Consider the following 26,979-nt stretch of genomic DNA (forward strand, 5'->3'; position numbering starts at 1 on the left):
CACCATTTTCCGTCGTCAAGGATCGCGTATGTCTACAGCAAGCACTCGGACCACGACCAATTCGACGCTGCAACGAGGCCTGGTACTGCTGGAAACCATCGCCACCTCGATCCACGGCGTCAGCGCCTCGGACCTGGAGCGTCAGCTCGACATTCCCAAGCCCACCCTGCATCGCCTGCTCAAGCAGCTCGAGGAGCAGGATCTGATCGTGCGCGACGTGGAAGGACGGCATCTGCTTCCCGGCGAACGACTGCACCGTATGGCCATGGGCGTGCTCGCCAACGAAAGCCTCAAGGCGCCGCGCCGTATGCTGCTCAAGCGCCTGGCCGAAGAGGTCAACGAAACCTGCAACCTGACCCTGCTGGAAGGTCACGAGGTGCTCTACTACGAACGGGTGGAGACCAACTGGCCGGTACGCATACAGCTGCCGCCGGGCTCGCGTCTTCCGCTGCACTGCACCGCCAGCGGCAAGATGTTTCTGGCGCTGATGGGGCCGGCCCAGCGCCGCCAGCTGCTCAAGCACCTGCCGCTGGAGGCCTATACCCCCTACACCGCCACCGAAGCAGACGAGCTGGAGCGACGCCTGGCGGACATCGCCGAAAAGGAGCTGAGCACCGACAACGAGGAGTTCATCCAGGGCATGGTGGCCATCGCCGTGCCGGTGTACGACCAGACCGGGCGCATCCAGGCGACGCTGGCGATCCACGCGCCCCGGCTGCGCCACAGCATCGACTCGCTGATGGAGTGGGCGCCCTTGATGCGGCGTATCGCCGGGCAGCTGCAGGATACCTTCGACCACTGAGCATACGAACGCATGAACGCATGAACGCATGAACGCATTGCCAAGGTACGCTGACTGACCGATCGGGTCAGGACACGCTCGGCCAGCCAGACTGACGTTCTTCGTGGCTACATCGGTGGCACCACCACCACCGGCACACTGGCACGCTTGATCACGCCCTTGGTCACCCGGCCTGCATAGGACGAGGCGAAGCCGCGCTTGTTGGTGGCCATGATGATCATGTCGCAGTCATGGCGCACGGCGTAGCGGGTAATTTCCGATGCCGGGTACCCCTCCAGCACCGACTTGGCGGCCACCACCTCGCGCCCAGGCAGGTTCGCTTCGTGCTCTTGCCAGAAGGCTTCGACAAATTCGTCCAGACGCTCTCGCGCCAGACGCAGGCGCTGCTCCATCAAGCCATCCAGGGTGGCGCGTTCACCGATGTTGGCCTTGAGGGTATGCATGACGTCATCGGACAACGACTTGACCGCATGCAGTACGTGAACCTCGGCCCCGGTGGCCTTGGCCAGCGTCAGGGTGTGGGCAAGCACCTGGCGGCAATCGTCCTTCAGCCCCAGGCAACAGAGAAGACGCGAGATCGAAACAGGCATGGCGTGACTCCTTGGCGAGAGGCCGGGTCGCCGCGACATGCGGAGACACCCGGCCTTTTTTGCGGTGCGCTGATGATGCGTAATCAATACCCCAGCATACGGGGTAGCCACAGCGATATTTCCGGAAAGTATGCAATAACGAACAGCGCGAACACCGAGCTTGCGGCAAACGGCAGCGCCTTGATCGATATCTCCTCGATGGAGGCGCCGCCAATGCCCGAGGCCACGAACAGGTTCTCCCCCAAGGGCGGCGTCTGGAAGCCGATGGCCAGGGCACAGACGACGACGATACCGACGTGCACCGGGTCCATGCCCAGCATGTACATGATCGGCAGCAATACCGGCGTCAGGATCATGATAGCCGCCAGGGTTTCCATGAACATGCCGACAAAAAGCAGAAATGCGATAACCATGGCCCAGATCAAGTACAGGTTATCGGTCAGTCCCAGCATGCCCTCGGCGATCACCGCCGGCACCCGCTGTTCGACCAGCAAGCGGCCGAATACCGTGGCGGTGAACAGAATCAACAGCACCCGCCCGGTGATCCAGGTGGTGGTCTCCAGGGTCTTGAGCGTAGGCTTCCACTTGAGCTCGCGGTGCAGGAAGATACCGACGATCAGGGTGTAGGCGATGGCCACGATGGCCGACTCGGTAGGCGTGAACAGGCCGCTGTAGATACCGCCGAGGATGATCAGCGGCGCCAGGATCGACCACACGCCACGCTTCAGGCTCCTGGCGATGGTGTCCCAGGACCAGCTGTCGCTCAGCCCGCTGTAACCGCGCCGGCGCGAGATGATGTAGTTGACGGTCAACAGGCAGCCAGCGATCACCATGCCGGGCAGGATGCCGGCGATGAACAGCTTCGGAATCGACAGCGTCTGGAAGGCGCCGTGTGCGGCCACGGCCTCCGCCGGTGGCTGCAGCCCCATCCCCGAGATACCAAAGATGACCATGGGAATGGACGGTGGAATCACCACGCCGAGGCCACCGGAGGACGCCGTGATGGCAGAGCCATAGCCGCGATCATAGCCGCGGTTGGCCATGGCCGGGATCATCAGCATGCCCACCGCCGCGGTGGTGGCGGGCCCTGAGCCTGAAATCGCGCCGAAGAACATGCAGGCGAACACCGTCGCGGCGGCGAGACCGCCGGTCACCGGCCCTGCGAAGGCCTCGGCGATATCCACCAGGCGTCGCGAGATGCCGGCGGCTTCCATCAAGGCCCCGGCGAGAATAAAGGCCGGCAGCGCCATCAGCGGAAAGGACCCCACCGAGGTGAAGGCGATCTGCACGAAGGCCATGGGGTTCTCCCCCAGCGACAGATAGGTGGCAAGCGCGGCCACCCCCAGCGACACCGTGATCGGCGCGCCCAGCACCAGCAGCAGAAAGAACACGCCGAACAGCACGTAGATGATGGTCGTCTCCATGGATCAGTCTCCCTTCTCGTTGGATGACGACAGCGTCGAGGACTTGGCCTCGGCGATGGCCTCGGCCTCGGGATCGACGGGCTCGCGATGCTTGACGAAGCGCAGGTAGTTGTTCTGCAGGATGCGCAGGGTCATCAGCACGAAGGCCAGCGGCAGGATCAGGTAGAACACCTTCATCGGGATGCCCAGGGTCTGGGACTTCCAGAAGGTATTCATCTTGTTGAACACGAAGTCGTAACTGAGCCAGATGAAGACCAGGTTGAAGGCGATCCAGATCAGATCGGTCAGCGCACCGCAGGCCAGCTCCACCCAGCGCGGGAAGAAACGGAACTGGAAGGTGACGCGGTTGTGGGCCGACTTCTTGGCGGCGTAGACCGCCCCCAGGTAGGCGAACCAGACGAAGGCGTAGGTAGCCAGCTCATCGGCCCAGGGCAGCGAATAGCTGAACAGGTTGCGCAGCATGATCTGGGCAAACAGCAGCGTCACGAAGGTCACCAGCAACAGCTGGCACAGCCAGTTCTCGAGGTTGTCCACGAGCTTCCATAGACGATTCATCACGACGACCTCTGAGCAGGCACCACCTGGCGTCCAATGGCAGACGTTCGGCGGTGCCATGATTCATGGCGCCTGGAGTCAGGCGCCGGGAGGATTCAAGACGATAGCGACGTCGTGACAGATCAGGGAGCTGGCTCACGTCCCAGCGCGGCGAGCGCCTCGTCGAGCTTGGCCTTGCCGCCGATGCTGTCGTAGAAGTCGGGCCAGATGGCGGTGGCCTGTTCGATCCACGCCTGCTCGCCGTCGGCGGGCTCGGTGATCTCCATGCCGTGCTCTTCCACCAGCCGGGTCTTGATCGCGTCTTCCTGGGCCAGCAGATACTCGTAGCTGTGGTCGGTGGCCTCCTGAGCGGCCTCCAGCACCCACTGCTGCTGCTCCTCGGACAGGCTCTGGAACATGCCTTCACCCATGATCAACGGCTCCATGGAGAACACATAACAGCTGTCGGTGACGTGATCCTGGACCTCGTAGAACTTCATCGCGTCGATGGTGATGTAGGGGTTGTCCTGGCCGTCGACGACGCCCTGCTGCAGGGCGGTAAAGGTTTCCGACCAGGCCAGCGGGTTGGGATTGACGCCCCAGGACTGGTAGGCGGAGATCATGATCTCGTTCTTGGGCACCCGGATGACCAGGCCATCCAGATCCTCGGGGCTCGCCACCGGCCTCGCCGAGTTGGTCAGACGGCGACAGCCGGAGTAGGCCCAGCCCAGTATCCGCACGCCGGCGTCACGGATGGTGTTGTCGACCATCTCCTGGCCGATCTCGCCCTGGGTCAGGGTGCGGGCGTCCTCGGGACTCTGGATCACGTAGGGCAGCGTCATCACCCCGACCGTGGGCGAGAACGGCGTGATGTTGTTGATCGCCAGTACCGACAGGTCGAGCAGGCCCATGCTGGCGTTGTTGACGGTGTCCTGCTCACTGCCCAGCTGGCCGTTGGGAAACAGGTCCACGCTGACGTCGCCGCCGGACTTTTCCTCGATCAACTTGGCGAAGGTCTGTCCCATCTCGTGCTGGGTGCCACCGGCGGCGTCGCCCAGCGCCATCTTCCAGGTCGCAGCCTGGGCCGAGCCAGCGGCGCCCAGCAGCGCCAGGGCGACCGCCGCCACCAGCGGGCGTGGGCCGAGGCGCCGGGTCGAGGCGGCAGCGCCGATGGCCGCAGGAGTCATGTTGCGCGGGGGCGTGGTACGGAGGAAAGGGGACTTGGTGTGCATGCGGAACTCCCATCATTGTTGTGCCGCTTAAAGCGGAATCTTGTTGCGGGTGTCACATCTTGATCGTCATTGGCTGGCGAGCGCGGTCAGGTCCGACCCGCCATGTGACTCACTCTCCCCCGTCGAGCATCGACGCCATAGGACCAGTGGCCCCACATCGATTGGGCCAGGCACCCGCGAGCCCTCGACAAGACGTCGACGCTGTAAGATCGTAGGCGGGCGTGGCCGCCAGGCCTGGGCCACGCCGGAACTCGTCCAACAACCACCATCCGGGAACCCGTCGTCGGTATGAGCGCCCCCCTGTTTCGACTCGACGCAAAGCGTCAGGAAAGCCTTCAGTGCCAGCTTCGCGAGCAGATCGCCCACGCCATCCTCGAGGGGCACCTGCCCACCGGTGAGGCGCTGCCTTCGAGCCGCAAGCTCGCCAAGGAGCTGGGTGTGGCCCGCAACACGGTGATGATCGCCTACGAGCAACTGCTGGACGACGGCTACCTGGTCGCCCGGGAGCGCAGCGGCTACTTCGTCAATCCGGATATCCTCGCCGGACGCGTCACGCCCCCGGCCGACATCGGCCCCCCAGCCGCCAGCGCCACCTCCCACTCCGGCACAGCGACGCCCTGGGACGAGCTGTTGACGATGCGACCCTCGCGCCAGCCGACCATCGTCAAGCCGGCCAACTGGCTCGACTATGACTACCCCTTCCTCTACGGCCAGATCGATCCCAACCTGTTTCCCACCCAGCACTGGCGGGAGTGCAGCCGCGACTCGGTCAGCGTGCCGGCCATCCGCCGCTGGTCGGCAGACCACCTGAGCGAAGACGACCCGCTGCTGATCGAACAGATCCACCAGCGACTGCTGCCCCGCCGTGGCGTCTGGGCCCGACCGGAGGAGATCCTGATCACCGTGGGCGCCCAGCAGGCGCTATGGATCACCGCCATGCTGATCCTGGGGGCGGGTCGACGCTTCGCCATGGAGAACCCTGGCTACGTCGACATGGTCAATATCGCCCGCACCTTCACCGACGATATCGTCGCGGTGGACGTGGACGACCAGGGCCTGATGATCGACCAGCGCCTGGCCGATTGCCACCTGGCCTACGTCACCCCGAGCCACCAGTCGCCCACCGGCGTGACCCTGCCGATGCAGCGCCGCCGCGACCTGCTCGACAGCGCCAGCGCCAACAACTATCTGGTCATCGAAGACGACTACGAGAGCGAGACCAACTTCGTCGACAACCCGACGCCGGCACTCAAGAGTCTCGATAGCGATGGCCGGGTGATCTACGTGGGCAGCCTGTCCAAGACCCTGGCGCCGGGCCTTCGGCTCGGCTACATGGTGGCGCCCCCCGCCTTTATCGCCGAGGCGCGCGCCCTGCGCCGGCTGATGCTGCGCCACCCTGCCACCAACAACCAGCGCAGCGTGGCGCTGTTTCTCGACCGCGGCTACCACGACGCCCTGCTGCGCCAGATTCGCCAGACCTACCAGCGCCGCTGGCTGTTGATGCGTGACGCCCTCGCATCCCACCTGCCCGAGCTGCGTATCCGTTCGACCTTCGGCGGCTCCTGCTTCTGGCTGGAGGCCCCCGCCGAGACCGACGTGGCACTGCTGAAGCGGCTGGCCGAGGAGCACAGCATCCTGATCGAGAACGGCGAGGTGCACTTCCTGACCCCGGCGCATCGCCCCACCCTGAGGCTCGGCTTCTCGGCCATCGACGAGACCCGCATCGAGCGCGGAATCGAACGCCTGGCGGCCCTGCTGCCCCAGGCACGTCGCACCAACTGAATCCGGGAGGCGCTGGACTAGCGCCCGATCGGTGCCATCGATGCCGTACCGGCCTCACTGTCGAGCTGCGCAAGCTCCTCCATCAACCGGGTAAAGCGTTCGCCCCGACGACCGATGCACACCAGCACGGCGCCGGTGGCGGGCGGCCCGTGGCTCTGCCAGGCGAGGCGCTGTCCGCTCAACTGCAGACTTCGCCACTCTTCCCCGTCCGCCAGCCGACAGCGTACAAAACCCTTGGCGCGAAACAGGCAGTCGCGGTAGCGCTCGAGCAGCGCTTGCAGCTCCTCGGCCACCAGGGGGTGGCGAAGATGCAGGGTGGCATCGGTCAGCCCCGAGTGTCGGGCACGCTCGGCGAACGGCTCCGCCGATGGCTTGGTGCCATTTCCCTGCCAAAAGGCCGGGCCAGAGGACGTCGTCCTGGACGACGCGGGAGCCACCTGGACCGGCTCTGTCGCCACCGCCGCACCTGGGGCGAGCTGTCCCAGCCATCCGAGCAGCTGGTCGCGCGCGCTGTCCTCTTGAGGCAGACGATTGACCAGCAGACGATGGGCGGCGTGCACCTGGGCGCGCCATAGCTCCCCCACCTGGGCGTCCAGCGCCAGACGGCCAGCCTGGCTCGCATCCACCAGAACCACGATATCGGCAAGTTCAAGCCCCGGCGCCAGCCTGGCGATATCGGCGATCCGCTGAGGATTGGCCACGCCGCTGGCCTCGATCAGAATTTCCGTGGGCCTGGCCTTGAGTCGCAGCGCCTGGGACAGCTGCTCGGCCAGGGTGCCCCCCAGGGTGCAGCAGACGCAGCCGTTGGACAGCGACAGCACGCGATCGTCGCGGTAGTCGATCGCCGCCACATCGACGTTCACCTCGCCGACGTCGTTGACCAGAATCAGAGCATCCTCGATATCCCCCGACGCCAGCCGACGGTTGAGATAACTGGTCTTGCCCGCACCCAGGAAACCTGCGATCACCGTCACCGGCACCCGATCATCACACCTCATGCACCTGTCCTCCCGACACCGTGGCGTGTACCCGGATGTGTCGCAGATCCTGTGCTGAAACTTGCAATGGATCGTCATCCAGTACCGCCATATCGGCAAACTTGCCGACGTCCAGGCTACCCACACGGTCGTCCATACCCAGCGTGATGGCAGCGCCCAGGGTGATCATTTCCAGTGCATCTTCCACGCTCACCGCCTCGTGGTGGCCCAGCGTCTGGCCACTGGCGCTCTGCCGGTTGACCGCACACCAGGCGGTGAACAGCGGCCCCAGCGGGGTCACCGGCGCATCGCTGTGGATGGCGGTGACGATGCCCAGTCGGCGGGCCGAGGCCAGCGGCTCCAGGCGCTGGCAGCGCGTCGGTCCCAGGGTGCGTTCCAGGTGCACATCACCCCAGTAGTAGAGATGATTGGCGAACATGTTCAGGCACAGTCCAAGACGGGCGGCGCGACGTAGCTGGGCATGGTCGATGATCTGGCAGTGCTGCAGGGTATGGCGGTGATCGAAGCGCGGCCACAGGGTCAGCGCCTCCTCCAGGGCGTCCAGCATCAACTCCACGGCCTCGTCACCGTTGGTGTGAATGTGCAGTTGAAGCCCCGCCTGGTGGTAGGCGTGCACCAGCGCCACCAGTCCCTCTGGCTCGGCGTTCCACAGCCCGTTGGGATGACCGTCATGGTAGTGGGGCCACTTCAGCCGCGCGGTATAGCCCTGGATCGAGCCGTCGGTCATCAGCTTGGCCGGGCCAAACACCAGCCGCTCATGGCTGTGGGCCATCGCCGCCTGGAGCCGCGCGATGCCCTCCTCGGCCGACCACGTCAGCACCCCCATGGCCGGCACCAGGCGCACCGGAAAATCGGCCTCCCGGGTCACCTCGACCATCGAAGCGATGGCGTCATCGCTCAAGGGGTTGTACAGATCGGTGATGGTGGTGACGCCCTTGGCCGCCGCGATGGCGCCGTAGCGCCTGAGCACCTCGGGTGACGCCACCGCCTCGAACAGATTCCTGCCAAGGGCATCGAACACCACGAACATGGCGGCCATTTCCTGGAGCTCGCCATTGGGCTGGCCGTCCTCGTCGAGCATGATGCCCTCGACCCGCGGCCCCTCGCTGATGCCGGACAGTGCCAGCATGGCCGAATTGACGGTCATCACGTGCAGGCTTGCGTGCAGCACCACCAGCGGTCGATCTCCCACCGCCTCGTCGAGCTGGTGGCGATTCAGGCGCTGGCCGGGAAAGTAGACCGGATCAAAGCCCCAGGCGACCAGCGGCTCGCCCGGCGGCAGGCTATCTGCATGCTGGCGCAGCCGTGCCTGCATCTCGGCGACGCTCTTCAGCCCCGGCCACTCCTTGCCCTCGGCATCGACCCGGCTGAAATACCCGAGATAGAGGTAGTCCCACATGGCGCCTTCCAGGGCGTGGCTGTGGCCTTCGACGAAACCCGGCAGGATCACCTTGTCGGCAAAGCGATCATCGATGCGGGCGTCGATTGGCATCGCTTGCGCATCCCCCACCGCCAGGATGCGATCTCCCTGCACCGCGACATGGGTCGCCTCGGGCTGGGACGGATTCATGGTCAGGATGCGTCGAGCGGGATAGACGGTGATGCTCATCAGGAGGCAGCTCCCTTGTTGATGGTGGGCGAGGACGCGGAGGCTGAGTCTGACTGGGCGGCGGCATGGCCTTGTGTGGGAACACCCTCGGCCCAGCCCGACGAGGGCGATGAGGCTCTGCCGTGCCGCCCCCACATCAGCATCAGCGGGATGCAGGCGATCAGGGCGATGGCGGTGCCGCCGAACACCAGCAGATAGATCGCCGGCGTCAGCGACGGCACGATAGGAGCGAAGATCATCAGGATGTGCAGGTTGACCACCACGATGGCCAGATTGAAGAAGGCCAGCTCCTTGGGCACCGAGGTGGAAAAGTCGGCGTCCATCATCCGCAACAGCAAGAGCCCGGTACCGGTGGAGCCGCAGCAGCAGCCAAAGGAGGTCACGGTACGCTCTGGTCCCAGATTGCCGCTCAACCGCCCGATCAACAGACAGCCCACCAGGGTGGCGATCGTCACCGTCACGGTCACCAGCAGGATCGGCGCCAGCAGCGCGTAGAGCACCGCGAACTGGATGCTCATGAGGGTCCCCACCACCATGAAGTCCACCGCGCTGCCGGTGATCCGCTTGAGCGTCTCGTCATCGACACGGTGGGAAAGCCCGAGCCGATCGATCACCATGCGCATCAGCACGCAGACACCCAGCCCGTGCAGAAAGAACAGGTTGTGGCTGAAGAGCACCCCGACGTTGATGCCGAACGGCGAGGCATTGCCGATGATGCCCTGCACGAAGGTCAGCCACAGGTGGGTGATCACGTAGGCGATGGCAAGCAGGCCCAGATGGTAGGCCAGCGAATCCAGATTGCCCGGGTGCGACACCATGCGCCCCATCCCGGGAGCCTGCTGGTTGCCCTCGTCGTCGCCCGCCCGGGTAAAGAAGCCCAGGCGAAAGTTGTCATCCAGGCGCGAGGCGCGATTGGCGTTCAACCCCTTGGTCAGGTAGCGCCGGGCCAGGGGCACGCCCAGGGCAAACGCCATCAAGAATCCCAGTGAGGCATAGATCAGCCCCACCTGGGCGGCATTGGCGATGCCGTACTCGGTCTCCCAGATGGTGCCGTAGGTCAGCGCCTGGCCCGGCCCCTGGGTAAAGCCGTGGGTCACGATGGCTCCCAGAAATCCGCTGACGTCGCTGCCGGTCACGGCGTCGTAGCCGGTCACCACCAGGAAGCCGATGGCACCTTGCATGCCCAGGCTGATGCTCCAGGCAAGCGTCAGCCAGAGCCCGCCGCGTACGATACTGCCGCCACCACCGGGCGCGTCCTGGCGACCACCCCCGGTAAGGCACAGCGACATGAAGCTCAGGGTGAAGAAATGAAAGGTCAGAGCGGTGAAGTCGGCGGGTGAGTAGCCCGGCAGCAGATCCAGCGAAAGCGCCAGAAAACCGATCAGGCCGCCGACGATGCTGGCCGGCACCAGCGAGGCCCGAAGCCAGCTCAGCCGGCTTCGCAGCTGGCTGCCGACCCACAGCATGAGGGCAAGCAGCGCGAAGGCGATCACCCCGTGAAAGGAGTCTTGCATGATGGAGTCACCTCGACGTTGTCGTTGTTGGAAGTGAAGCGAACACTTCCAGCCTAGGCACGCCATCGTTGCGCGTATAATATCATTTAACGTTCACTTGATACCTGTGAGGCATCAATGCGCATTGAGCTTCGCCACCTTTACGCCTTTGTCGCCGTAGCCGACAGCCTGCACTTTCGCCGCGCCGCCGAGCGTCTCAACGTCGCCCAGCCGGCGCTGAGCCGCACCATCGCTCAGCTCGAGGACGCCATCGGTGAAGCGCTGTTCGTGCGCAACAATCGTCAGGTCCGCCTCACCGATCCGGGACGCATCATGCTCGAGGAGAGCCGCCAGATACTGCGCCAGGTCGATGATGCGGTGCTCAAGACCCAGCGAGCGGGCCGTGGAGAACTGGGCCGGCTGGCCATCGGCTACACCGACTTCGCCATCACCGGTGAGTTGCCGGCACTATTGGACGACTTTCGCCGCCAGAATCCGGACATCCATTTCGACCTGAGCTTCGGCTCCACCGCCCAGCAGCTTGACGAGTTGACCGAGGGACGCCTGGACTTCGGCTTCGTTACCGGCCCGGTGCTGACCCCGGGGCTGCGTTCCCGTCCCATCCAGCGAGATCGCTTTATCGCCGCGGTCGGTGACAACCACCCGTTGGCCGGGCGCAAGAGCATCCGGCTGGAGGAGTTGGCCCGGGAGCCGTTCATTCTTGGCGCCCGCAGCATGTGGCTCCACTTTCGCCAGATGCTCGAGCAGATCTGTCGGCAGGCGGGCTTCGAACCCCATGTCGCCCAGGAGACCTTCAACAGCGAGACCATGTTTGCCTTTGTCGCCTGCGACTTCGGCGTCACCGTGCACCTGGAGTGCGCCACCAACTATGTGCGCAAGGGCGTCACCCTGCTGCCGCTGGAGGGGGTAAAGGAGTGCCTGGTCACCGAGGTGGCCTGGCGGGAAGACGGCGTGACAGCGGTTCAGCAGGCGTTTCTCGACCGCCTCGACAAGATGCTGCCACCGGAGGAAGTGAAGTAGCCGCAGCACCCGCCGCAGCACCATAGACATTGAAAAGCCGCGACCCCAAGGTCGCGGCATCGTCGTGAGGGTTACCCATATCCAGAACGGGACCGATCAGGTTCAGAGCACCTCATCCTTGAAGTAGTAGTAGCGATAGAGGAAGCGCTGGCCGAATCGGCGGAAGGGGGCGAAGGCCTCCGACTCGATACGCTCGCGCAGGTTGGGAAAGGGCAGCTTCGAGGTGAAGATCGGCAGATCCAGCGACCTGCCCTCCCCGGCGATCCACTGGGCCAGGCGCTTGCCGGCCTGGGCCGAGTACATCACCCCGTTGCCGCCATAGCCCAGGGCGTAGTAGACGCTCTCCTTCGGATCCGGCTGATGGATGCGCGGCATCATGTCGTGGCTGACGTCGACCCAGCCCCACCAGGAGTAGTCGATCTCGATGCCGGCGAGCGCCGGGAACTTGCGCTCCAGATCGCCCCGGAGCACCGCCGCGTAGCGCTCCCTGGGGGCATCGCGGCCGCTGATGGCGCTGCGACTGCCGATCTGCACGCGGTTGTCCGGCAGCAGCCGATAGTAGTGGCGCAGGATTCGGGTGTCGGTCAGCACCTGTCGGGTGCGGAAACCGGTGGTCTCGATCTCGGCCTCAGTCAGCGGCCGAGTGACCATGGAGTTCGACAGAATCGGCAGCAACCGGTTCTTGAGGTGGGGGCTCAGCTGGCCGGTGACGTAGCCGCCGGTGGCCATGCCCACCGCCCGCGCCTTGACCACGCCACCTGGCGTGCGCAGATGGTGCACGTCGCCATGGGTCTCCCAGCCCAGCACCGGGCTCGCCGGGTGGATCTTCACCCCCAGAGCGCGCGCCTTGCGATGGTAGCCGAAGGCCAGCTTGGCGGCGTGGATACCGATGCCCTCGGGCTCGTGCATGGCGCCGGCCGCCTCGCTGTCGCCCACCCACTCTCGCTTGACGGTGTCGCCGTCGATGATGCGAGCGTCGTAGTCGAAGGTCTCGCGCAGAAGCCGCGCCTCCTTCTCCAGGCTCGGCATCACCCTATCCTTGTGGGCGATATACAGGTGCCCGCCGGGCTGCGGGTCGCAGTCGATATCGGCGATCAGCGACTTGAAGGTCTGCATGCCCTCGACACACTCGCGGTGCAACTTGAGCGCGGTATCGAGGCCATAGCGCTGGATCCACTGAGACCGCTTGAGCCGCCCCGAGGCGCACTGGGCCTGGCCGCCATTGCGGGTGCTGCATCCCCAGCTGACGCGGTTGGCCTCGAGCACCGTGGCCTTGATGCCGTAGCGCTCGGCCAGAAAGATCGCCGCCGTAAGACCGGTGAACCCGGAGCCGATGATCACCACATCGGTGTCGGTGTCCGCCACGATCGGGCCATCGTCGGCCGGGGGCTCGCCGGCGGTGGCGATCCAGTAGGTCGGCGCATAGTCACAGCCGGTACCGACCTGCCTGGCGGTCAACGGATCATAGGCGGGATCATAGGGGGCCTGGGCCGGAGTGGCCCGGGCGGCATCGTCCGACGAAGCGGCCAGCGGGGTCTGTAGATCCAGCATGTCGAAGCTCCCGAGTCAGGTATCCGAGGTCGCTCAGCCGTTGTTGACCGGCGTGGCGGGGCGCTGCTTGCGGTAGGCGTTCTTCACCGCGATCTTGCCGTCACGGAAGGTGAAGGCGTCGATCATCCGCGCCTCGGAGCGCATGCCATCGGCGGTGGTGCCGCTATAGGTGCTTTCGCTGTAGCCGCGATCTCCCACGACCTGATGCACGCCGTCTAGCCATTGGGCGTCCGGCGCGTTTTCCCAGGCGGCACGCAGCCCGGCGCGAACCTCCTGCTGACCACGAAAGGTCTTGCCGAGCAGGTCGGGACCTGCGACTGCATGAAATTCGCAGTCGTCGGTCATCATCGACATCACCGCATCGATATCGTGGCGGTTGAGGGCGTCGGCGAAGTCGGCGAGAAACTGGGCGTCGGGCTGGCTCATGGTGAGACTCCTTGTTATTGGCAGCGAGAGGGGATGTCGCTCACGCTGTGTCGGCAAAGTGGTGGCGAGGCGCAGCGCGCCTCGACTCACCTTGAGCCTATAGGGGCCGGTCGTCTGCCACTTAGCACCAGTTGCCCGCCGTCGATTGGGCCAGCCCCGACACGGACGTCGAGCCAGCGGTAGAGAAAGGGCCCGCCGGCTCTTCGCGCTGGATGCGATAGGGGGCTGGTTCCACGCAAGGGGTGCGCCCCAGCATCAGCTCGACGCCCAGCCGCGCCGCCGCCGGCGCCAGCACCAGGCCGTTGCGAAAGTGCCCGGCATTGACGTGGAGTCCACGACATCCCGGCACCTCACCGATAAAGGGAATCCCCCCGGGGGAGCCGGGACGCAGGCCCGCCCAGTGGTGCTCGATCGACGCCCGGGCGAGCGCCGGCAGCAGGCGCACGGCCCTGCGATACAGCGACACCCGGGCCTCGCTGGTGGTGCGCTTGTCGAAGCCTTGATGCTCAAGGGTGGACCCCACCAGGATGCGGCCATCACGCCGTGGAATCAGGTAGCGCCCATCGGCCAGCACCACCCGCGACAGCGGCCGCGGCGTGCCGGGAGCCGGCCGCAGGACCATCATCTGGCCCTTGACCGGTGCCACCGCCATGCCGACCCCGAGGTGCTTGAGCAGGGCACCGCTCCAGGCGCCGCCGCATACCAGCACCCTGGACGCGGTGAGCACGCCGGTGGCAGTGTCGACGCCCTGGATCTGCCCGGCCACGACCTTGAAGCCGGTCACCTCACAGCCCTCGCGCAGCTCGACCCCCGGATGCCGCTCGAGCCGCGCACGCAGGGCACGGCCCAGGCGCGGATTGCGCAGACTACCCAGGGTCGGCATCCACAGTCCGCCCTGGCCCTGGCGGACCCAATGGGTGTCGGCCAACGCCGGCTCCATCCTGCGGATGGCGTCGGCGTCGATGTCCTCGAGTGGCTTGGCATGACGCCTGGCCCAGCGACGCGCCGCGTCGGCATCTTCCACCGCCAGGTACAGAAGCCCGTGCCGGCTGAACTGAGGGTCGACGCCGGTGGTCTCCCTGAGTTCATCGCAGAGCCGCGGATAGACCTCTTCCGATAGTGCCGACAACGCCGACACCGGGGCGCTGTAGCGCCAGGGGTAGAGTGGCGAGACGATACCGCCACCGGCCCAGGAGGCCTCCCGGGCGCAGCGCCCGCGCTCCACCAGGGTCACCGAAAGCCCCGCCTCGGCCAACTGCCAGGCACTCATCAGGCCGATGACCCCGCCGCCCACCACCACTACGTCGCTCATGCTCGCCTCCTCGCTCGTCTGCCCATGTCAATTCAGCGCCGCTATCGCGACCGCTGCCACCACCGTTATCACCGCTGTTATCACCGCCAAAGGCCAATCGTCGCAGCGACACAAGATCAATCAAATCTCATTTTTCGATACAATTTGCGTTATTTTTTAAAACAGGTCTATAGTGACGACACACCTTTCCACCGCGTTTCAGGATTGACGACCATGGCCGACGCCTCACCCCTGCTCGACGACGCCCTCCCCGCCCAGCGTTGGCACAGCGCCCGGGAAATCTTCGGCATCGACTCCGACCTCCAAGTCCCGGTGTTCGAGACGCGCGACGACCATGTGCCGGCCATCGATGACGCCTATCGCTTCAATCCCGACGTGACCCTGGCGATCCTGGCCGGCTTCACCCGCAACCGTCGGGTGATGGTTCAGGGCCTGCACGGCACCGGCAAGTCGACCCATATCGAGCAGGTGGCCGCCCGCCTCAACTGGCCCTGCGTCAGGGTCAACCTGGACGGCCATATCAGCCGCCTCGACCTGGTCGGCAAGGACGCCATCGTCATTCGCGACGGGGTCCAGGTCACCGAGTTTCAGGAAGGCATCGTGCCCTGGTCGCTGCAGCGCCCGGTGGCGCTGATCTTCGACGAGTACGACGCCGGGCGTCCCGACGTGATGTTCGTGATCCAGCGCATTCTGGAGCGCGACGGCCAGTTCACCCTGGTCGACCAGAATCGGGTCATCAGCCCGCATCCAATGTTTCGCCTGTTCGCCACCGCCAATACCGTGGGACTGGGCAACCAGGACGGCCTCTACCAGGGCACCCAACTGCTCAACCACGCCCAGGTGGACCGCTGGAACATCGTCGCCAAGCTCGACTACCTGCCCCGCGACGAAGAAGTGAAGATCGTGCTTGCCCGGGTGCCGAGCAAGGACAACGAACGTGGCCGACGCCACATCGACGCCATGGTGGCGGTGGCCGAACTGACCCGTAAGGGCTTCGCCAACGGCGACCTGTCGACGCTGATGTCGCCGCGTACCGTCATCACCTGGGCCGAGAACTGCGAGATCTTCCGCGACCCGGCGCTGGCCTTCCGGCTATCGTTTCTCAACAAGTGCGACGAGCACGAACGGCCCCTGGTCGCCGAGTTCTACCAGCGCTGCTTCGATGCCGAACTCAGCGAGTCAGTGGCCAGTGTGTCGTCAGACGGCGATTCACAGGCCAGGGACTCACTGGACAAGAAAGAAGACGCCGGGGAGGCGCCATGAGCGCAGCGGGCGAGGCGGCGCTGGCGCTCGCCCGCCAGCAGTACCTGGAGGAGTTGGAGGCCGCCGTGCTGCGCGCCCATACCGGTGAGCACGACTGGTTCTACGCCGGTCGCAGGCTCTACCGAGGGGCGTCCCGGGTGGCCCTGCGCGCGCCTCACCTCAAGCTCGCCGAGGACTGCCTGTCACTCGCCGACTATCGCGCCGTCAGCGACGCCCTGGCATTGCGCCAGCGCTTCAGCGACGACCGGCTGCACCAGCGCCTGCGCCCCGAGGAACCCGAGCCGCGACTGATCTACGACTGGCTCGAGCAGTGTCGGGTCGAGGCCCTGATGGACGGGCCAGCCCCAGGCATGGCGCGCAACCTGAAAGCACGCTTCGAGCGCTGGTCGCTGGACTATCACCACGCCCAGCTCACCGAGAGCGCGCTGGGCCTGTTGCTGTTCTGCGTGATCCAGATCAGCCGGTCACGGCTGATGGCGGCGCCCATGCTCGAGGAATTCGAGGACTTGCTGGAAGCGACCCGCGCCAATATCGTACCGGCGCTGGGCCACGCCCTGGCGGGACTGCGGCGCGAGCGCCACGACCAGCAAGGATTCCAGCGTCACGCCCGCGACATCGCCGACTGGATCAGTGCCCAGCTCGAAGGTTACGAGCCCCAGAGCGAGCGCGAGGACGAAGCCAAGGACCCACGCCGGGCGCTGGCACTGCTGCTCGACAGCGAGGACGAGCTCGACGACGAGGTGCCCCTGGCCGCCACCGGCCAGAGCCGCACCCTGGCCGACGGCGCCCATCGTTATCGCGCCTTCACCACCGCCTACGACAGCGAGCGCGAGGCCGACAGCCTGGTGCGTCAGGCCCAGTTGGAAGAGTATCGGGCGCGCCTGGACGAGCGCCTGCACGCCCAGAAGGTCAATGTGCGTCGTCTGGCCCGTCAGTTTCGCCGCCACCTGTCGGTGGCCGATCGCGATGGCTGGCAGGACGGCGAGGAAAGCGGCGTCATCGACGGCCGCCGGCTGTCCCAGATCGTCTCCTCCCCTCAGGAGCGGCGCGTCTTTCGGCGCGAGCGCTACCGTCCGGTCAGCGACGCCCAGGTGACCCTGCTGATCGACTGCTCCGGCTCGATGAAGGCCCACGGCGAGTCCATCGCCATGCTGGTCGAGCTGTTGACCCGGGCGCTGGACATGGCCGGCGTCGACAGCGAGGTGCTGGGCTTCACCACCGCCGCCTGGAACGGCGGCCGAGCCCAGCGCGACTGGCTCAAGGCCGGGCGCCCCGCCACGCCGGGACGGCTTAACGAGGCGCGCCATCTGATCTTCAAGGACGCCCAGCAGCCGTGGCGACGCGCGCGAAAGCGCTTCGCCGCCCTGCTCAAGGCCGACCTGTACAAGGAAGGGATAGACGGTGAAGCGGTCGAGTGGGCCTGCCAGCGCCTGATGGCGGCAGACGTCAATCGCCGCCTGCTGGTGGTGATCTCCGACGGCAGCCCCTCGGACAGCGCCACCAACCTGGCCAACGACCGCCACTACCTCGACAACCACCTGCGCTCGGTGGTCGCGACCTTCGGCGGTGGCAACGGCCGTCGCCCCGGCCCCATCGATATCATCGGCCTCGGCGTCGGCCTGGACCTGAGTCCCTACTACGCCCGCCACCGGGTCATCGCCCTGGACCAGACCCTCGACAACGCCCTGCTCGACGAAGTGGTGGAGCTGATGTTGTCGAGGCGTCGCTACTAGAACCGGGCAGGGGACAGGCTGGCGACGTAGTCAGGCAGGACTTCACCGTGGATCATGGCCGCGATCAATTCACCGGTATGGGCGGACTGGGTCAGCCCCAGGTGGCCGTGGCCGTAGGCCACAAAGAGCCCTGCTCTGCCCGTCACCTGCCCCACTACCGGCAGGCCGTCCGGTGTCGAATGGCGCACTCCCATCCAGCGCTCTGCCAGGCTCAGGGGCCGTCCGAACAGCGCTTCCCCCCAGCCCTTGAGCCTTTCCCAGCGGCGCTCGTCGGCGGCGCGGTCAGGAGCGGTAAACTCGGTGGTGCCGGCCAGGCGAACGCCGCCATGCATGGGGGTGGCATAGAAGTGGCGGGCCAGCCAGCCCACCGGGCGCGACAGCGAAAGCGGCGTTTCAAGCCGCACATGGTAACCGCGCTCACTCACCACCGGCAGCGACACCCCGAGCGACTTGAGCAGGGCATCATTGGCGATGCCCGCGCACAGCACGACCTGGTCGGCCTGGTACTCACGGGACTCGCCGTTCTCGCCGTGCTCACCATTCTCGCCATTCTCACCGTTCTCGCCATTCTCGCCGATCAGGCGCCAGCCCCCCGCGGCCAGCGGCACCAGCCCCCTGATGCGGGTACCATGCTGCACCACGCCCTCGCCTGCTAGTCGCTTCCACAGGGCTCGGCTCACCGCCAGGGAATCCTTGAGGTGGCGCGTCTCGGGGAAGTACAGGCCGCCGACGAGATCCGCGGGATGGATCGCGGGTTCCAGATCGCGCACCTCCTGCGCCGTAAGCACCTCACAGGCCACCCCATCGGTCCGCTTGGCACGGGCCGACGCCTCCAGGGTCGCGGCCAGCGGGTCGCCTTCGCGGGCGAGTTGCAGACAGCCAGTGTCGGCGTACAAATTCGGCGCTTCAAGCGACTCAAGCAACGCGTGCTGAGCCTTGACCGCATCCTGAATCAGCGCCATCAGATCCGACTTGTGGCGGGCGAAACGCGACGGCGTCGCCGCCTTGAGAAAGCGCGGGCCAAAGCCCGCCAGGCGGGCCAGATAGCGAGGGTCAACCGACAGCGAGGCGTCACGCCGACACAGCTCTCCAGGCAGTTGCCTCAAGGTATCGATACTGGCCATGGGCGAGGTGGCGTAGTTGGCGATCAGGCCGGCGTTGCCGAAGGAGGTGCCCTCCCCCGGCGGGCCCGGGTCAAAAAGCTGTACCCGGTGGCCACGTCCCGCCAGCGAACGCGCCACGGCCAGCCCGACGATGCCGGCACCCACGACGGCGATGGTATTCATGCACTGTCTCCTGTTGGACGAGGGCGGCCGGCCCGTGCTTGGGGCCAGCCGCGTCTTGTGGGCAATATCGTGGGGTTCAGTTGTCGCGGTAGAAGCGCCAAGAGGCGATACCCACCCCCACCGCGGTGAGGATGCTGACGGCACTGACGGTATACAGAGCAAGAGCGTACAGAGTCATGGGAATCTCCTTCACTGAGCCTTGGCGGTGACAGGGGCGTCGGGGACCGAGCGGAACAGTCGGTAGACCAGTACAAACACCAGCACATTGGCAATGACGCCGGCGATCAGCGCGGTCAGACCGGTCGCTGCCTGCAGGTCGAACGGGCCCCACTTCCACAGGATGGTCACCAGGGCGCCGGCGAGCATGGCGGCGACCGCCGAGCGGGTGCAGCGCAGATCGAACAGCACCGCGAACACGAAGGGCAGCAGAATGGTCGGCGCCCACAGCGCGTAGCTGAGCAGCAGCGCATCGATGATCGAGGTGGCGTAGAGGGCGAAGACCACCGCGCCGAGGCCAATCAGCAGGTTGACCAGTCGCTCGATCCACAGCCGCTTCTTCTCGCTGACGTCAGGCTCGATAAAGGGCTTGTAGATGTCACCGACGAAGATCACCGCCGCCGAGTTGAGGTAGGAGTCGGCGGTGGACATCACCACGGCCAGGAGCGAGGCCAGCACCAGTCCGGTGATGCCCACCGGCAGGGCGTCGCGGATCAGGGTCGGCATCGCCTGGTCGGGCGAGATGGTCGGATAGAGCACCAGCGCGACCAGCCCGATGGTGGCGCTGACCAGATAGAACAGGAAGCCGAAGCCGCCGGCCACCGAATAGCCGATGCGGGCGTGGCGCGAGTCAGGGGCCGACAGAGCGCGCTGGGTGTAGGGCGGCACCAGGGTCTCGCCGAGCAGAAAGGCGATGAAGATCGACAGGAACATGCCCACCGAATAGTCGCCCATCAGGCTGAAGTGGCCCTCGGGCAACCGCTCCACCAGCGCCTGGGGGCCGCCCAGGTCATGGATGCCGATCAGCATGGTCACCGGCAGGAACACCGCCAGCATCAGAAACTGCACCACGTCGGTCTGGATCACCGCCCACATGCCACCCACGGTGGAATACAACAGCACCACCGCCATGCCGATCAGGATGCCGGTGGAGACCTCGATACCGAGGATGGCGTGGAACACGGTGCCTACCGCCAGGGCCTGGGCGCCGAGGATGCCGATGCAGAACACCAGCGAGAAGATGCCGGTGAACAGTCGCGCGCTGGCACCGAAGTGCTGCGCCATGATGTCGCCTACGGTCTGGGCGTTGACGTAGCGCTTGAGCCGGGGGGCGATGAACAGACCCGCCAGTACCGTGGCCAGGGGAAAGGCCGAGGCGGCGACCATGAAGGCGTAGCCTTCGTCGAAGGACTTGCCGGCACGCCCCATGGAGGCGCCGCCGCCGAGGAAGGAAGCCGCCAGGGTGGCGAACAGCACCGGCCAGATGATCTTGTTGCCGGCCACCGCAAAGTCCGCGCTGCCGGAGACCTTCTTGGCGCTGCGATAGCCGATGTAGATCAGTATCGCGAAATACAGAAGCAGACCGCCGAGGTCGATGGGATTCATGGAACTACCCTCGTTATGGTTGTTGGGGGTGGTTTCAGCATCGACCGCCATTGCCATAAAGACAACTTTGAGATAACTATGAAACCATAAATACAATTTAGAGGCGCTCACTCACTTCCCGAGGGCGCCCGGAGGGACGCCCATGAAGGTTCGTCACCAGCTTCGCCAGCTCCAGATATTTCGTGAGGTTGTGCACACCGGCAGCCTGTCGAAGGCCGCCCGTCGTCTGGAACTCAGCCAGCCGGCGGTCAGTTCGGCCATCGCCAATCTCGAGCAGGAGGTGGGGTTCTTGCTGTTTCGCCGCAACAACTACGGCACCGAGCTGACCCCCGAGGCCCGCTATCTGATGGAGGGGGTCGACAAGGTACTGGCGTCGGTGTCATATCTGGACGAACTCGCCGATGGCCTGCGCCAGGGCCGCGCGGGCAAGCTGATCCTGGGCTGCATGCCGGGGCTCTCGCCCACCGCCATGCCCGGGATCATGGCCGAGTACCTGGCCGACTATCCCGATACCCGGCTGTCGTTGCAGACCTTCAGCTCGCGCAAGATCCGGGACTGGGTGGCCGAGGGCCAGTTCGATGTCGGCGTGATCGAACGCCAGGATGACCTTAACGACCTCGATGCCCGCCACCTGTCCCTGCGCATGCACCTGGCGGTACCGCGCCACAGCCCGCTGGCGGGCCTTGCTCAGGTAGAGGCGGCGGATCTTGACGGCAAGGCCCTGGTGACCCTGGACGAGCACCACCAGAGCACACTCAAGTTGAAGCAGGCGCTCAGACAGGCCGGTGCCGACTGGCAGATCGCCGCCGAAACCCACCTGTTCCCTTCCGCCATCAGCCTGGTCAATGCCGGCATCGGCCATGCCCTGGTGGACCCGGTCTCGGCCTGGAGCTTTCTGATGCGTCGCGACTGCGCCGTGGCGATCCTGCCCTTCGTTCCCGCCATCGACCTCGATATCGCCGTGATCACCTCGCGCTTTCACACCAGTTCGCGCCAGTGCCAGCGGTTTCTGCCCTATCTGGAAAAGGGACTCGACACCTGGCACCGGCGCGCGCTGTCGCCGCTCAGCCCGTGACGAGCGGGTCCGGCGCCGATTGCTGCCTGCCGGCAGCGGAGCGAAGGATCAGCTCGAGTGCCGGCACAATATCGTAGACCGGGCAGCCCGCCTCCCGTCGCACCACCTCCACGAAAGCGCTCAGGTCGGTACACTCCAGCACTACCGCGTCCAGCGGCGCTTGCGCTTTCAGTCTTCGGGTTGCCTGTGCCAGCTCCTGCGCCATGGCGGCGAGATCCAGGTCATCGCGTCGACCTTCCAGGATCACCTGACGAAACTCATCACCGTCTTCGAGCCCCTGCACCACCGGCAGAGGCCCTTGCCAGCCAGCGCCGACGAAGTGGGCGCGCTTGAGCGCCCCCGCGTCTGCGGTCAGCACGCCGATCCGTCCTGTGCCACCGTGCACGCTGGCGAGCCACGGCAGCAGGGTCAGGCTGGACAATACCACCGGCACCGTCACCGCGGCCGCGACCCGTTCCTGATAGCGCGCCATGAAGCCACAGCTCCCGGCGATGGCACACACCCCCTCACGCTCCAGACGCCTGGCGCGGTCCACCAGCAGCGCGCCCAGCTCATCCCCGGGTGCATGCAGCAGGCGGGGAATATCGATGCCCTGCAGCACCTCGTAGCGTATCGGGTGGCGAAAGGTGTCGGGGTTGCGCAGATGACCAAGCGGCTTGGTAAAGGAAGAATCCAGACACAGCACCCCAAGCGGTGCCTCTTCCATGGCGACTCTCACGGGCAAACTCCTGTTCCGTTGTAGTATCTGTGCGAACCTCACGCCCTGGTCCACAGCGCCAGGCTGCCGTCGAGCATCAGCCCCACGCCTATCACCATCAGCGTCAGCATGGCCACTCGTCTCAATAGCACGGCGCTGCAGGGCGGCGGATAGCGGCGTCCGGCCCAGGTGGCCAGCGCCACCGCCGGCAGGGTCCACAACGCCAACAGCCAGACCTGGGCATCGAGCCCGCCGGCGGCGCCGACATACAGGGTGCGCACCCCCGAGGTCATGGCGAAGCAGGCGATCAACAACAGCCGGATGGTCTCGGTGGGCAGCGGCTGGCGATAGCAGTGGTAGATGACCGGCGGCCCCGGCATGCCGAACATCCCGGCCAGAAGGCCGGTCATGACGCCATTCGCGGCGAAGCCTGCCGAGGACGATACGGCCGCGCGTGGGCGCGGCCGCAAGCCCACGCTGAGCCCGCCGTAGAACACCAGCGCCCCCAGCATCAGCATCAACAGCGCCTCGGCGCTGACGCTCAGCCAGTTCAGCGCCCACACCCCGAGGCCGATGGACGGCACGATGCCGAGCCCCAGTGCCAGCAGGTGGCGCCGGTCGAGATGATGCAGCTTGCCGGGCAGCGCCACGGCGCTGTTGACTAGGGTCACCAGACTGACCACCGCCACCAGGGTGGCGACGCTGACCAGCTCGAAGCCACTGGCCACGCCGATGATGATCATGCCGATACCGAACCCGGACACCGTGTGCAGGTAGCCTGCCAGCACCGTGATGAGTATTACCGCCAAAAGGCCAGAGAGCTCCATTCCCTCGGGTACCAGTGTCATCTTCCCTCCCGGCCGGCCAGATGAGTGTTACGCCACCGACAGGCGCTGCGCCTGGACCGTGGTGACAGCGATCACGTTGACGATATCCTCTTCGCTGCAACCCCGCGAGAGGTCATTGGCGGGCCGGGCAAGTCCCTGCAGCAGCGGACCGATGGCCTCGGCGCCGCCGATCCGCTCGGCCAGCTTGTAGCCGATATTGCCAGCCTCAAGGTCCGGGAAGATCAGCACATTGGCGTTGCCCTTGACCCTGGAGTCCGGCAGCTTGCGCTCGGCGATCTCGGCGACGATGGCGGCGTCGAGCTGCACGTCCTCGTCGATGGCCAGGCCCGGGCGCGCGTTCTTGACCTTGCGCGCCGCCTCCACGACCTTGTCCACCGAGGCGTGATGAGCGCTGCCGCTGGTGGAGAACGACAGCATCGCCACCCGTGCCGGTTCGTCGAGCAGCGCCTCGGCACTGTCGGCGGCGGCCATGGCGATCTGCGACAGCGCCTCGGCGTCGGGGTCCACCACCAGCCCGCAGTCGGAGAAGATCATGCCCCCCTTCAGGCTATGGAACTCCTTGCACAACATCATCAGAAAGAAGCTCGACACCAGGCTCGCCCCCGGCGCCTTGCCGATCAACTGGATGGCGGCACGGACGACGTCGGCGGTGGTGTGCACCGCCCCGGCCACACAGCCGTCGGCCAGGCCGTCGCGGACCATCAGGTTGGCAAAGATCAGCGGCTCACGTACCCGCTGGGCGGCATCCTCCGCCGTCATGCCCTTGGGCCCGCGCAGTTCCAGCAGGAGCGTTGCCAGGCGATCGGTGTGCTCGGAGTCGGCGGGATCGATCAGCTCGATCGCCCCAATCTCGAGCCCTTCGGCCTCGGCCCGGGCGTCGATCGCCTGACGATCCCCCACCAGCAAGATTCGGGCATAGCCGGCCTGGCTTGCCGCCAGTCCTGCCTTGAGCACCCGCGCATCGTCGCCCTCGCACAGCACGATACGTCTGGGGTCCTGGCGGGCCATGTCGCGTATATGATTGAGCGCTTTCATCGGAACAGCTCTCCCGGGGTCATTGTTATCGGAGACTCCGCCCATCCCTTCACTCGGCCGGGGCTCTTTACCACCCTCTGGCGAATGTAAAAAAGCCCTGGCACCAGGCCAGGGCAATGTCGTCATACCGGACGAGAGAGTCTTGCGTGGCGAGTCAGACAGGGGAGTCCTTCGCCGCCGGTATCAGACGTAGTCCTGGTACTTCTCCAAGAGACGCACCGGCTTCTTCAGGGCGTCACGGCGGAAGGGGTCGCCCAGTTCGCGGGTACACATGATCTCGATGATGCAGGTCTTGCCCTCGTTCATCTGCATGTCCACCGCCTTCTTCAGCGCCGGGCCCACGTCTTCCAGACGGTCCACGGTGATGCCCTCGGCACCCATGGCGCGGCCGATCTCGGCGAAGCTCTCGTTGTCGAGCTCGCCGGCCACGAAGCGACGATTGTAGAAGTCGACCTGGTTCTTCTTCTCGGCGCCCCACTGGCGGTTGTGGAACACCACCGCGGTGACCGGGATACCGTGACGCACGGCGGTCATGGTCTCCATCAGGCTCATGCCCCAGGCACCGTCACCGGCGTAGGCGATGGCTGGACGATGCGGCGCGGCGGTCTTGGCACCGATGATGGTCGGCAGGGCGTAACCGCAGTTGCCGAAGCTCATCGGGGCGAAGAAGCTGCGCGGCTTCTCGAAGCGCAGGTAGCTGTGGGCCACCGAGTTGATGTTGCCGATATCGGTGGAGACCATCACGTCTTCCGGCATGGCCTTCTCGAGCTCACGCAGCACCTGACGCGGGTGCAGGTACTCGCCGCCGGAGAACGGCTTTTCGTCCTTGGCTTCCTCGATGGCGTCGAGGCTGAACGGATCACGCTCGTGGGTCCACTCGTCGAGTTCCTTCTCCCAGGCGTCCTTCTCGGCCTTGATCTTGGCAAGACGCTCGTCCTTGGAGGCGTCGCAGGCCAGGTCACGGCCCTCGAGGCGCTGGCTCAGCTCGACCGCGGCGGCCTTGGCGTCGCCGCAGATGCCGACAGAGATCTTCTTCACCAGACCGAGCATCTTGTGGTCGGCGTCCACCTGGATGATCTTGGCGTCCTTCGGCCAGTAGTCCATGCCGTGCTGCGGCAGGGTACCGAAGGGCCCGAGACGAGTGCCGAGCGCCAGCACCACGTCGGCCTGGGAGATCAGCTTCATGCCGGCCTTGGAGCCCTGGTAGCCCAGCGGACCACACCACTGCGGATGGCTGGCGGGGAAGGAGTCATTGTGCTGGTAGCTGTTGACCACCGGCGCGCCGAGGCGCTCGGCCAGGGCCTTGCACTCTTCCACCGCGTCGGCCATGACCACGCCACCACCGGAAACGATCACCGGGAACTTGGCCTCGGCCAGCAGGGCCGCCGCCTCGTCCAGTGACTGAGCGCCACCGGGGCCGCGGTCGATGCGACGCGGCTCGGGAATCTCGGCCTCGATCTCGCCGTAGAAGTAGTCACGCGGAATGTTCAACTGGGTCGGACCGATCTCCGACATGGCCCGCTCGAAGCAGCGACCGGTGTACTCGGCCATGCGCGCCGGGTGGGTGACGTGGCCCTGATACTTGGTGAACTCCTGGAACATCGGCAGCTGGTTGCACTCCTGGAAGCCGCCCAGGCCGATACCGGTGGTGCCGGTTTCCGGGGTGATCATGACCACCGGGCTGTGGGCCCAGTAGGCCGCCGCAATGCCGGTCACGCAGTTGGAGATGCCGGGGCCGTTCTGGCCGATGACCACACCATGGCGGCCGGAAACACGGGCATAGCCGTCGGCCATGTGGGCCGCGCCCTGCTCGTGCACCACCGGAATCAGACGAATGCCGGCGGGGGCAAAGATGTCCATGGCGTCCATGAAGGCCGAGCCCATGATGCCGAACATGTCGGTGACGTCATTGGCGACGAGGGTTTCGACGAAGGCCTCGGAGGGCGTCATCTTCTGCTTACCCTTCACGACCTGGCGCTTGTTGGTGTTGTCGTTGTGACTCATGGGGCTCCTCCAGGGAACAAAAGCGGATGCTGGCGGCGTCGGCCATCAGGGCCTCGGGCCTTGTCTTGGCTTGAGCCGCTCCGGATCGGTCGCCTCAAGCTTTTCGATACCATAAGTTCCGATTTGCGAAACTTGATCCAAAGGTAGCGACCGATTCGTGCCCGGTCAAGACGAATTTCATTATTTGATACGTTACGGTTCGTTTTTTATAAAAATAGGCCGTCGTCGTGCCACCCTGTTTACTCCGCCAAGCCCCCAAGACTGCGGCAAGCCAACCACCAGAGCCCACTTCCCAGGACTTCGCAGTTTTCGAACTCCCTCCCTCCCCGGCGGCACCACTCGACACGTCCCCTCATGCCCACCATCGAGGAAGCTCCGCCCTGCCATACGCAGCATTTTCCGGGTTTTTCGACCAGCACAGCATCGCCGTCCTTGTCAGTCGTCGCACCCGCCGCCCGCTGTTTCTCTTTCCGGTCTGAGGCCAGGGGTCACACGGCCGGAAAGGTGTCTGCACAGGAGCCCCGTGATAGATTGATGAAATACCACTTAAGAATGAAACGGATGAATCAAGGTGTGAAAGGGGCGAGCGCCGTCACGCTGCTGCAGGGCAGCGGCGAGTCAGACAAGCGCATGACCCGAGCA

22 protein-coding genes are annotated in these 26,979 nt (G+C 65.6%); 6 read left to right on the plus strand and 16 right to left on the minus strand.

Annotated elements, in window-relative coordinates:
* The first annotated feature begins 28 nt into the window (after nucleotides 1-28).
* Nucleotides 29-802 carry an IclR family transcriptional regulator gene (locus NFH97_RS02605; RefSeq protein ID WP_045991949.1) on the plus strand — a complete coding sequence of 258 codons (774 nt, stop codon included), beginning with the start codon at nucleotides 29-31 and terminating at the stop codon, nucleotides 800-802.
* Between the two features lie 107 nt (nucleotides 803-909).
* On the opposite strand, the gene NFH97_RS02610 is transcribed toward NFH97_RS02605, so the two are convergent.
* From NFH97_RS02610 to NFH97_RS02625, 4 genes are all read right to left on the minus strand, one after another.
* A complete protein-coding gene (locus NFH97_RS02610) occupies nucleotides 910-1,392 on the minus strand; it encodes a universal stress protein (RefSeq protein ID WP_045991948.1) in 483 nt (160 codons plus the stop codon).
* A gap of 83 nt (nucleotides 1,393-1,475) precedes the next feature.
* On the minus strand, nucleotides 1,476-2,816 hold the full coding sequence (locus NFH97_RS02615; protein WP_108131566.1) for a TRAP transporter large permease: 1,341 nt from the start codon (nucleotides 2,814-2,816) through the stop codon (nucleotides 1,476-1,478).
* 3 nt (nucleotides 2,817-2,819) lie between these two features.
* Complete coding sequence (locus NFH97_RS02620; protein ID WP_349624385.1) at nucleotides 2,820-3,371, minus strand: TRAP transporter small permease; 552 nt, start codon at nucleotides 3,369-3,371, stop codon at nucleotides 2,820-2,822.
* Between the two features lie 122 nt (nucleotides 3,372-3,493).
* Nucleotides 3,494-4,582 carry a TRAP transporter substrate-binding protein gene (locus NFH97_RS02625; protein ID WP_253555674.1) on the minus strand — a complete coding sequence of 363 codons (1,089 nt, stop codon included), beginning with the start codon at nucleotides 4,580-4,582 and terminating at the stop codon, nucleotides 3,494-3,496.
* A gap of 288 nt (nucleotides 4,583-4,870) precedes the next feature.
* On the opposite strand from NFH97_RS02625, the gene pdxR reads away from it, so the two are divergent.
* Nucleotides 4,871-6,364 carry a MocR-like pyridoxine biosynthesis transcription factor PdxR gene (gene pdxR / locus NFH97_RS02630; protein ID WP_349624386.1) on the plus strand — a complete coding sequence of 498 codons (1,494 nt, stop codon included), beginning with the start codon at nucleotides 4,871-4,873 and terminating at the stop codon, nucleotides 6,362-6,364.
* Nucleotides 6,365-6,381: 17 nt separating this feature from the next.
* Here pdxR and NFH97_RS02635 read toward each other — a convergent pair whose 3' ends face one another.
* From NFH97_RS02635 to NFH97_RS02645, 3 genes are read right to left on the minus strand one after another with little or no spacing between them, the layout of a single operon-like run.
* Nucleotides 6,382-7,362, minus strand: a complete 981-nt coding sequence (locus tag NFH97_RS02635) for a CobW family GTP-binding protein (RefSeq protein WP_349624387.1) — start codon at nucleotides 7,360-7,362, stop codon at nucleotides 6,382-6,384.
* On the minus strand, nucleotides 7,352-8,971 hold the full coding sequence (locus tag NFH97_RS02640) for an amidohydrolase (RefSeq protein ID WP_349624388.1): 1,620 nt from the start codon (nucleotides 8,969-8,971) through the stop codon (nucleotides 7,352-7,354). The genes NFH97_RS02635 and NFH97_RS02640 overlap by 11 nt, the downstream gene beginning before the upstream one ends.
* The gene (locus NFH97_RS02645; RefSeq protein WP_349624389.1) at nucleotides 8,971-10,485 is read right to left on the minus strand and encodes a sodium/glutamate symporter; all 1,515 of its coding nucleotides are present in this window, start codon (nucleotides 10,483-10,485) and stop codon (nucleotides 8,971-8,973) included. Before NFH97_RS02645 ends, NFH97_RS02640 begins: the two co-directional genes overlap by 1 nt.
* Before the next feature lie 117 nt (nucleotides 10,486-10,602).
* Here NFH97_RS02645 and NFH97_RS02650 point away from each other — a divergent pair, with 117 nt between their 5' ends.
* Nucleotides 10,603-11,505: a LysR family transcriptional regulator gene (locus NFH97_RS02650; protein ID WP_045991943.1), complete on the plus strand. Its 903-nt coding sequence runs from the start codon at nucleotides 10,603-10,605 to the stop codon at nucleotides 11,503-11,505.
* 102 nt (nucleotides 11,506-11,607) lie between these two features.
* On the opposite strand, the gene NFH97_RS02655 is transcribed toward NFH97_RS02650, so the two are convergent.
* The 3 genes from NFH97_RS02655 to thiO form a co-directional block, all read right to left on the minus strand.
* Nucleotides 11,608-13,056: an NAD(P)/FAD-dependent oxidoreductase gene (locus NFH97_RS02655; RefSeq protein ID WP_349624390.1), complete on the minus strand. Its 1,449-nt coding sequence runs from the start codon at nucleotides 13,054-13,056 to the stop codon at nucleotides 11,608-11,610.
* 33 nt (nucleotides 13,057-13,089) lie between these two features.
* On the minus strand, nucleotides 13,090-13,482 hold the full coding sequence (locus NFH97_RS02660) for a nuclear transport factor 2 family protein (RefSeq protein ID WP_045991941.1): 393 nt from the start codon (nucleotides 13,480-13,482) through the stop codon (nucleotides 13,090-13,092).
* Between the two features lie 121 nt (nucleotides 13,483-13,603).
* Nucleotides 13,604-14,794: a glycine oxidase ThiO gene (gene thiO, locus NFH97_RS02665; protein ID WP_349624391.1), complete on the minus strand. Its 1,191-nt coding sequence runs from the start codon at nucleotides 14,792-14,794 to the stop codon at nucleotides 13,604-13,606.
* Between the two features lie 213 nt (nucleotides 14,795-15,007).
* On the opposite strand from thiO, the gene NFH97_RS02670 reads away from it, so the two are divergent.
* Complete coding sequence (locus tag NFH97_RS02670) at nucleotides 15,008-16,057, plus strand: AAA family ATPase (RefSeq protein WP_349624392.1); 1,050 nt, start codon at nucleotides 15,008-15,010, stop codon at nucleotides 16,055-16,057.
* On the plus strand, nucleotides 16,054-17,790 hold the full coding sequence (locus tag NFH97_RS02675; RefSeq protein WP_349624393.1) for a cobaltochelatase CobT-related protein: 1,737 nt from the start codon (nucleotides 16,054-16,056) through the stop codon (nucleotides 17,788-17,790). Before NFH97_RS02670 ends, NFH97_RS02675 begins: the two co-directional genes overlap by 4 nt.
* Here the strand turns inward: NFH97_RS02675 and NFH97_RS02680 are convergent.
* Both NFH97_RS02680 and NFH97_RS02685 read right to left on the minus strand, forming a co-directional pair.
* A complete protein-coding gene (locus tag NFH97_RS02680; protein WP_349624394.1) occupies nucleotides 17,787-19,076 on the minus strand; it encodes an NAD(P)/FAD-dependent oxidoreductase in 1,290 nt (429 codons plus the stop codon). The two genes, NFH97_RS02675 and NFH97_RS02680, sit on opposite strands and share 4 nt — an antisense overlap.
* Nucleotides 19,077-19,265: 189 nt before the next feature.
* Nucleotides 19,266-20,678, minus strand: coding sequence for a sodium:solute symporter family protein (locus NFH97_RS02685; RefSeq protein ID WP_045991937.1), 1,413 nt, complete (start codon nucleotides 20,676-20,678; stop codon nucleotides 19,266-19,268).
* Nucleotides 20,679-20,820: 142 nt separating this feature from the next.
* Between NFH97_RS02685 and NFH97_RS02690 the strand changes: the two genes are divergently transcribed.
* Nucleotides 20,821-21,753, plus strand: a complete 933-nt coding sequence (locus tag NFH97_RS02690; protein ID WP_349624395.1) for a LysR family transcriptional regulator — start codon at nucleotides 20,821-20,823, stop codon at nucleotides 21,751-21,753.
* Here NFH97_RS02690 and NFH97_RS02695 read toward each other — a convergent pair.
* The 4 genes from NFH97_RS02695 to xsc form a co-directional block, all read right to left on the minus strand.
* Nucleotides 21,743-22,471 (minus strand): aspartate/glutamate racemase family protein, encoded by a 729-nt coding sequence (locus NFH97_RS02695; RefSeq protein WP_124802470.1) that lies wholly within the window; start codon nucleotides 22,469-22,471, stop codon nucleotides 21,743-21,745. The genes NFH97_RS02690 and NFH97_RS02695 overlap by 11 nt on opposite strands.
* 38 nt (nucleotides 22,472-22,509) lie before the next feature.
* On the minus strand, nucleotides 22,510-23,298 hold the full coding sequence (locus NFH97_RS02700; protein WP_205254722.1) for a TSUP family transporter: 789 nt from the start codon (nucleotides 23,296-23,298) through the stop codon (nucleotides 22,510-22,512).
* 27 nt (nucleotides 23,299-23,325) lie between these two features.
* On the minus strand, nucleotides 23,326-24,333 hold the full coding sequence (gene pta, locus NFH97_RS02705; protein WP_045991935.1) for a phosphate acetyltransferase: 1,008 nt from the start codon (nucleotides 24,331-24,333) through the stop codon (nucleotides 23,326-23,328).
* Nucleotides 24,334-24,516: 183 nt separating this feature from the next.
* Complete coding sequence (gene xsc / locus NFH97_RS02710) at nucleotides 24,517-26,337, minus strand: sulfoacetaldehyde acetyltransferase (protein ID WP_045991934.1); 1,821 nt, start codon at nucleotides 26,335-26,337, stop codon at nucleotides 24,517-24,519.
* Nucleotides 26,338-26,979: the final 642 nt, after the last annotated feature.

Origin of the sequence: Halomonas sp. SCS19, assembly GCF_040147015.1 — a bacterium.
In the GTDB taxonomy this organism is placed as follows: Bacteria; Pseudomonadota; Gammaproteobacteria; order Pseudomonadales; family Halomonadaceae; genus Halomonas; species Halomonas litopenaei.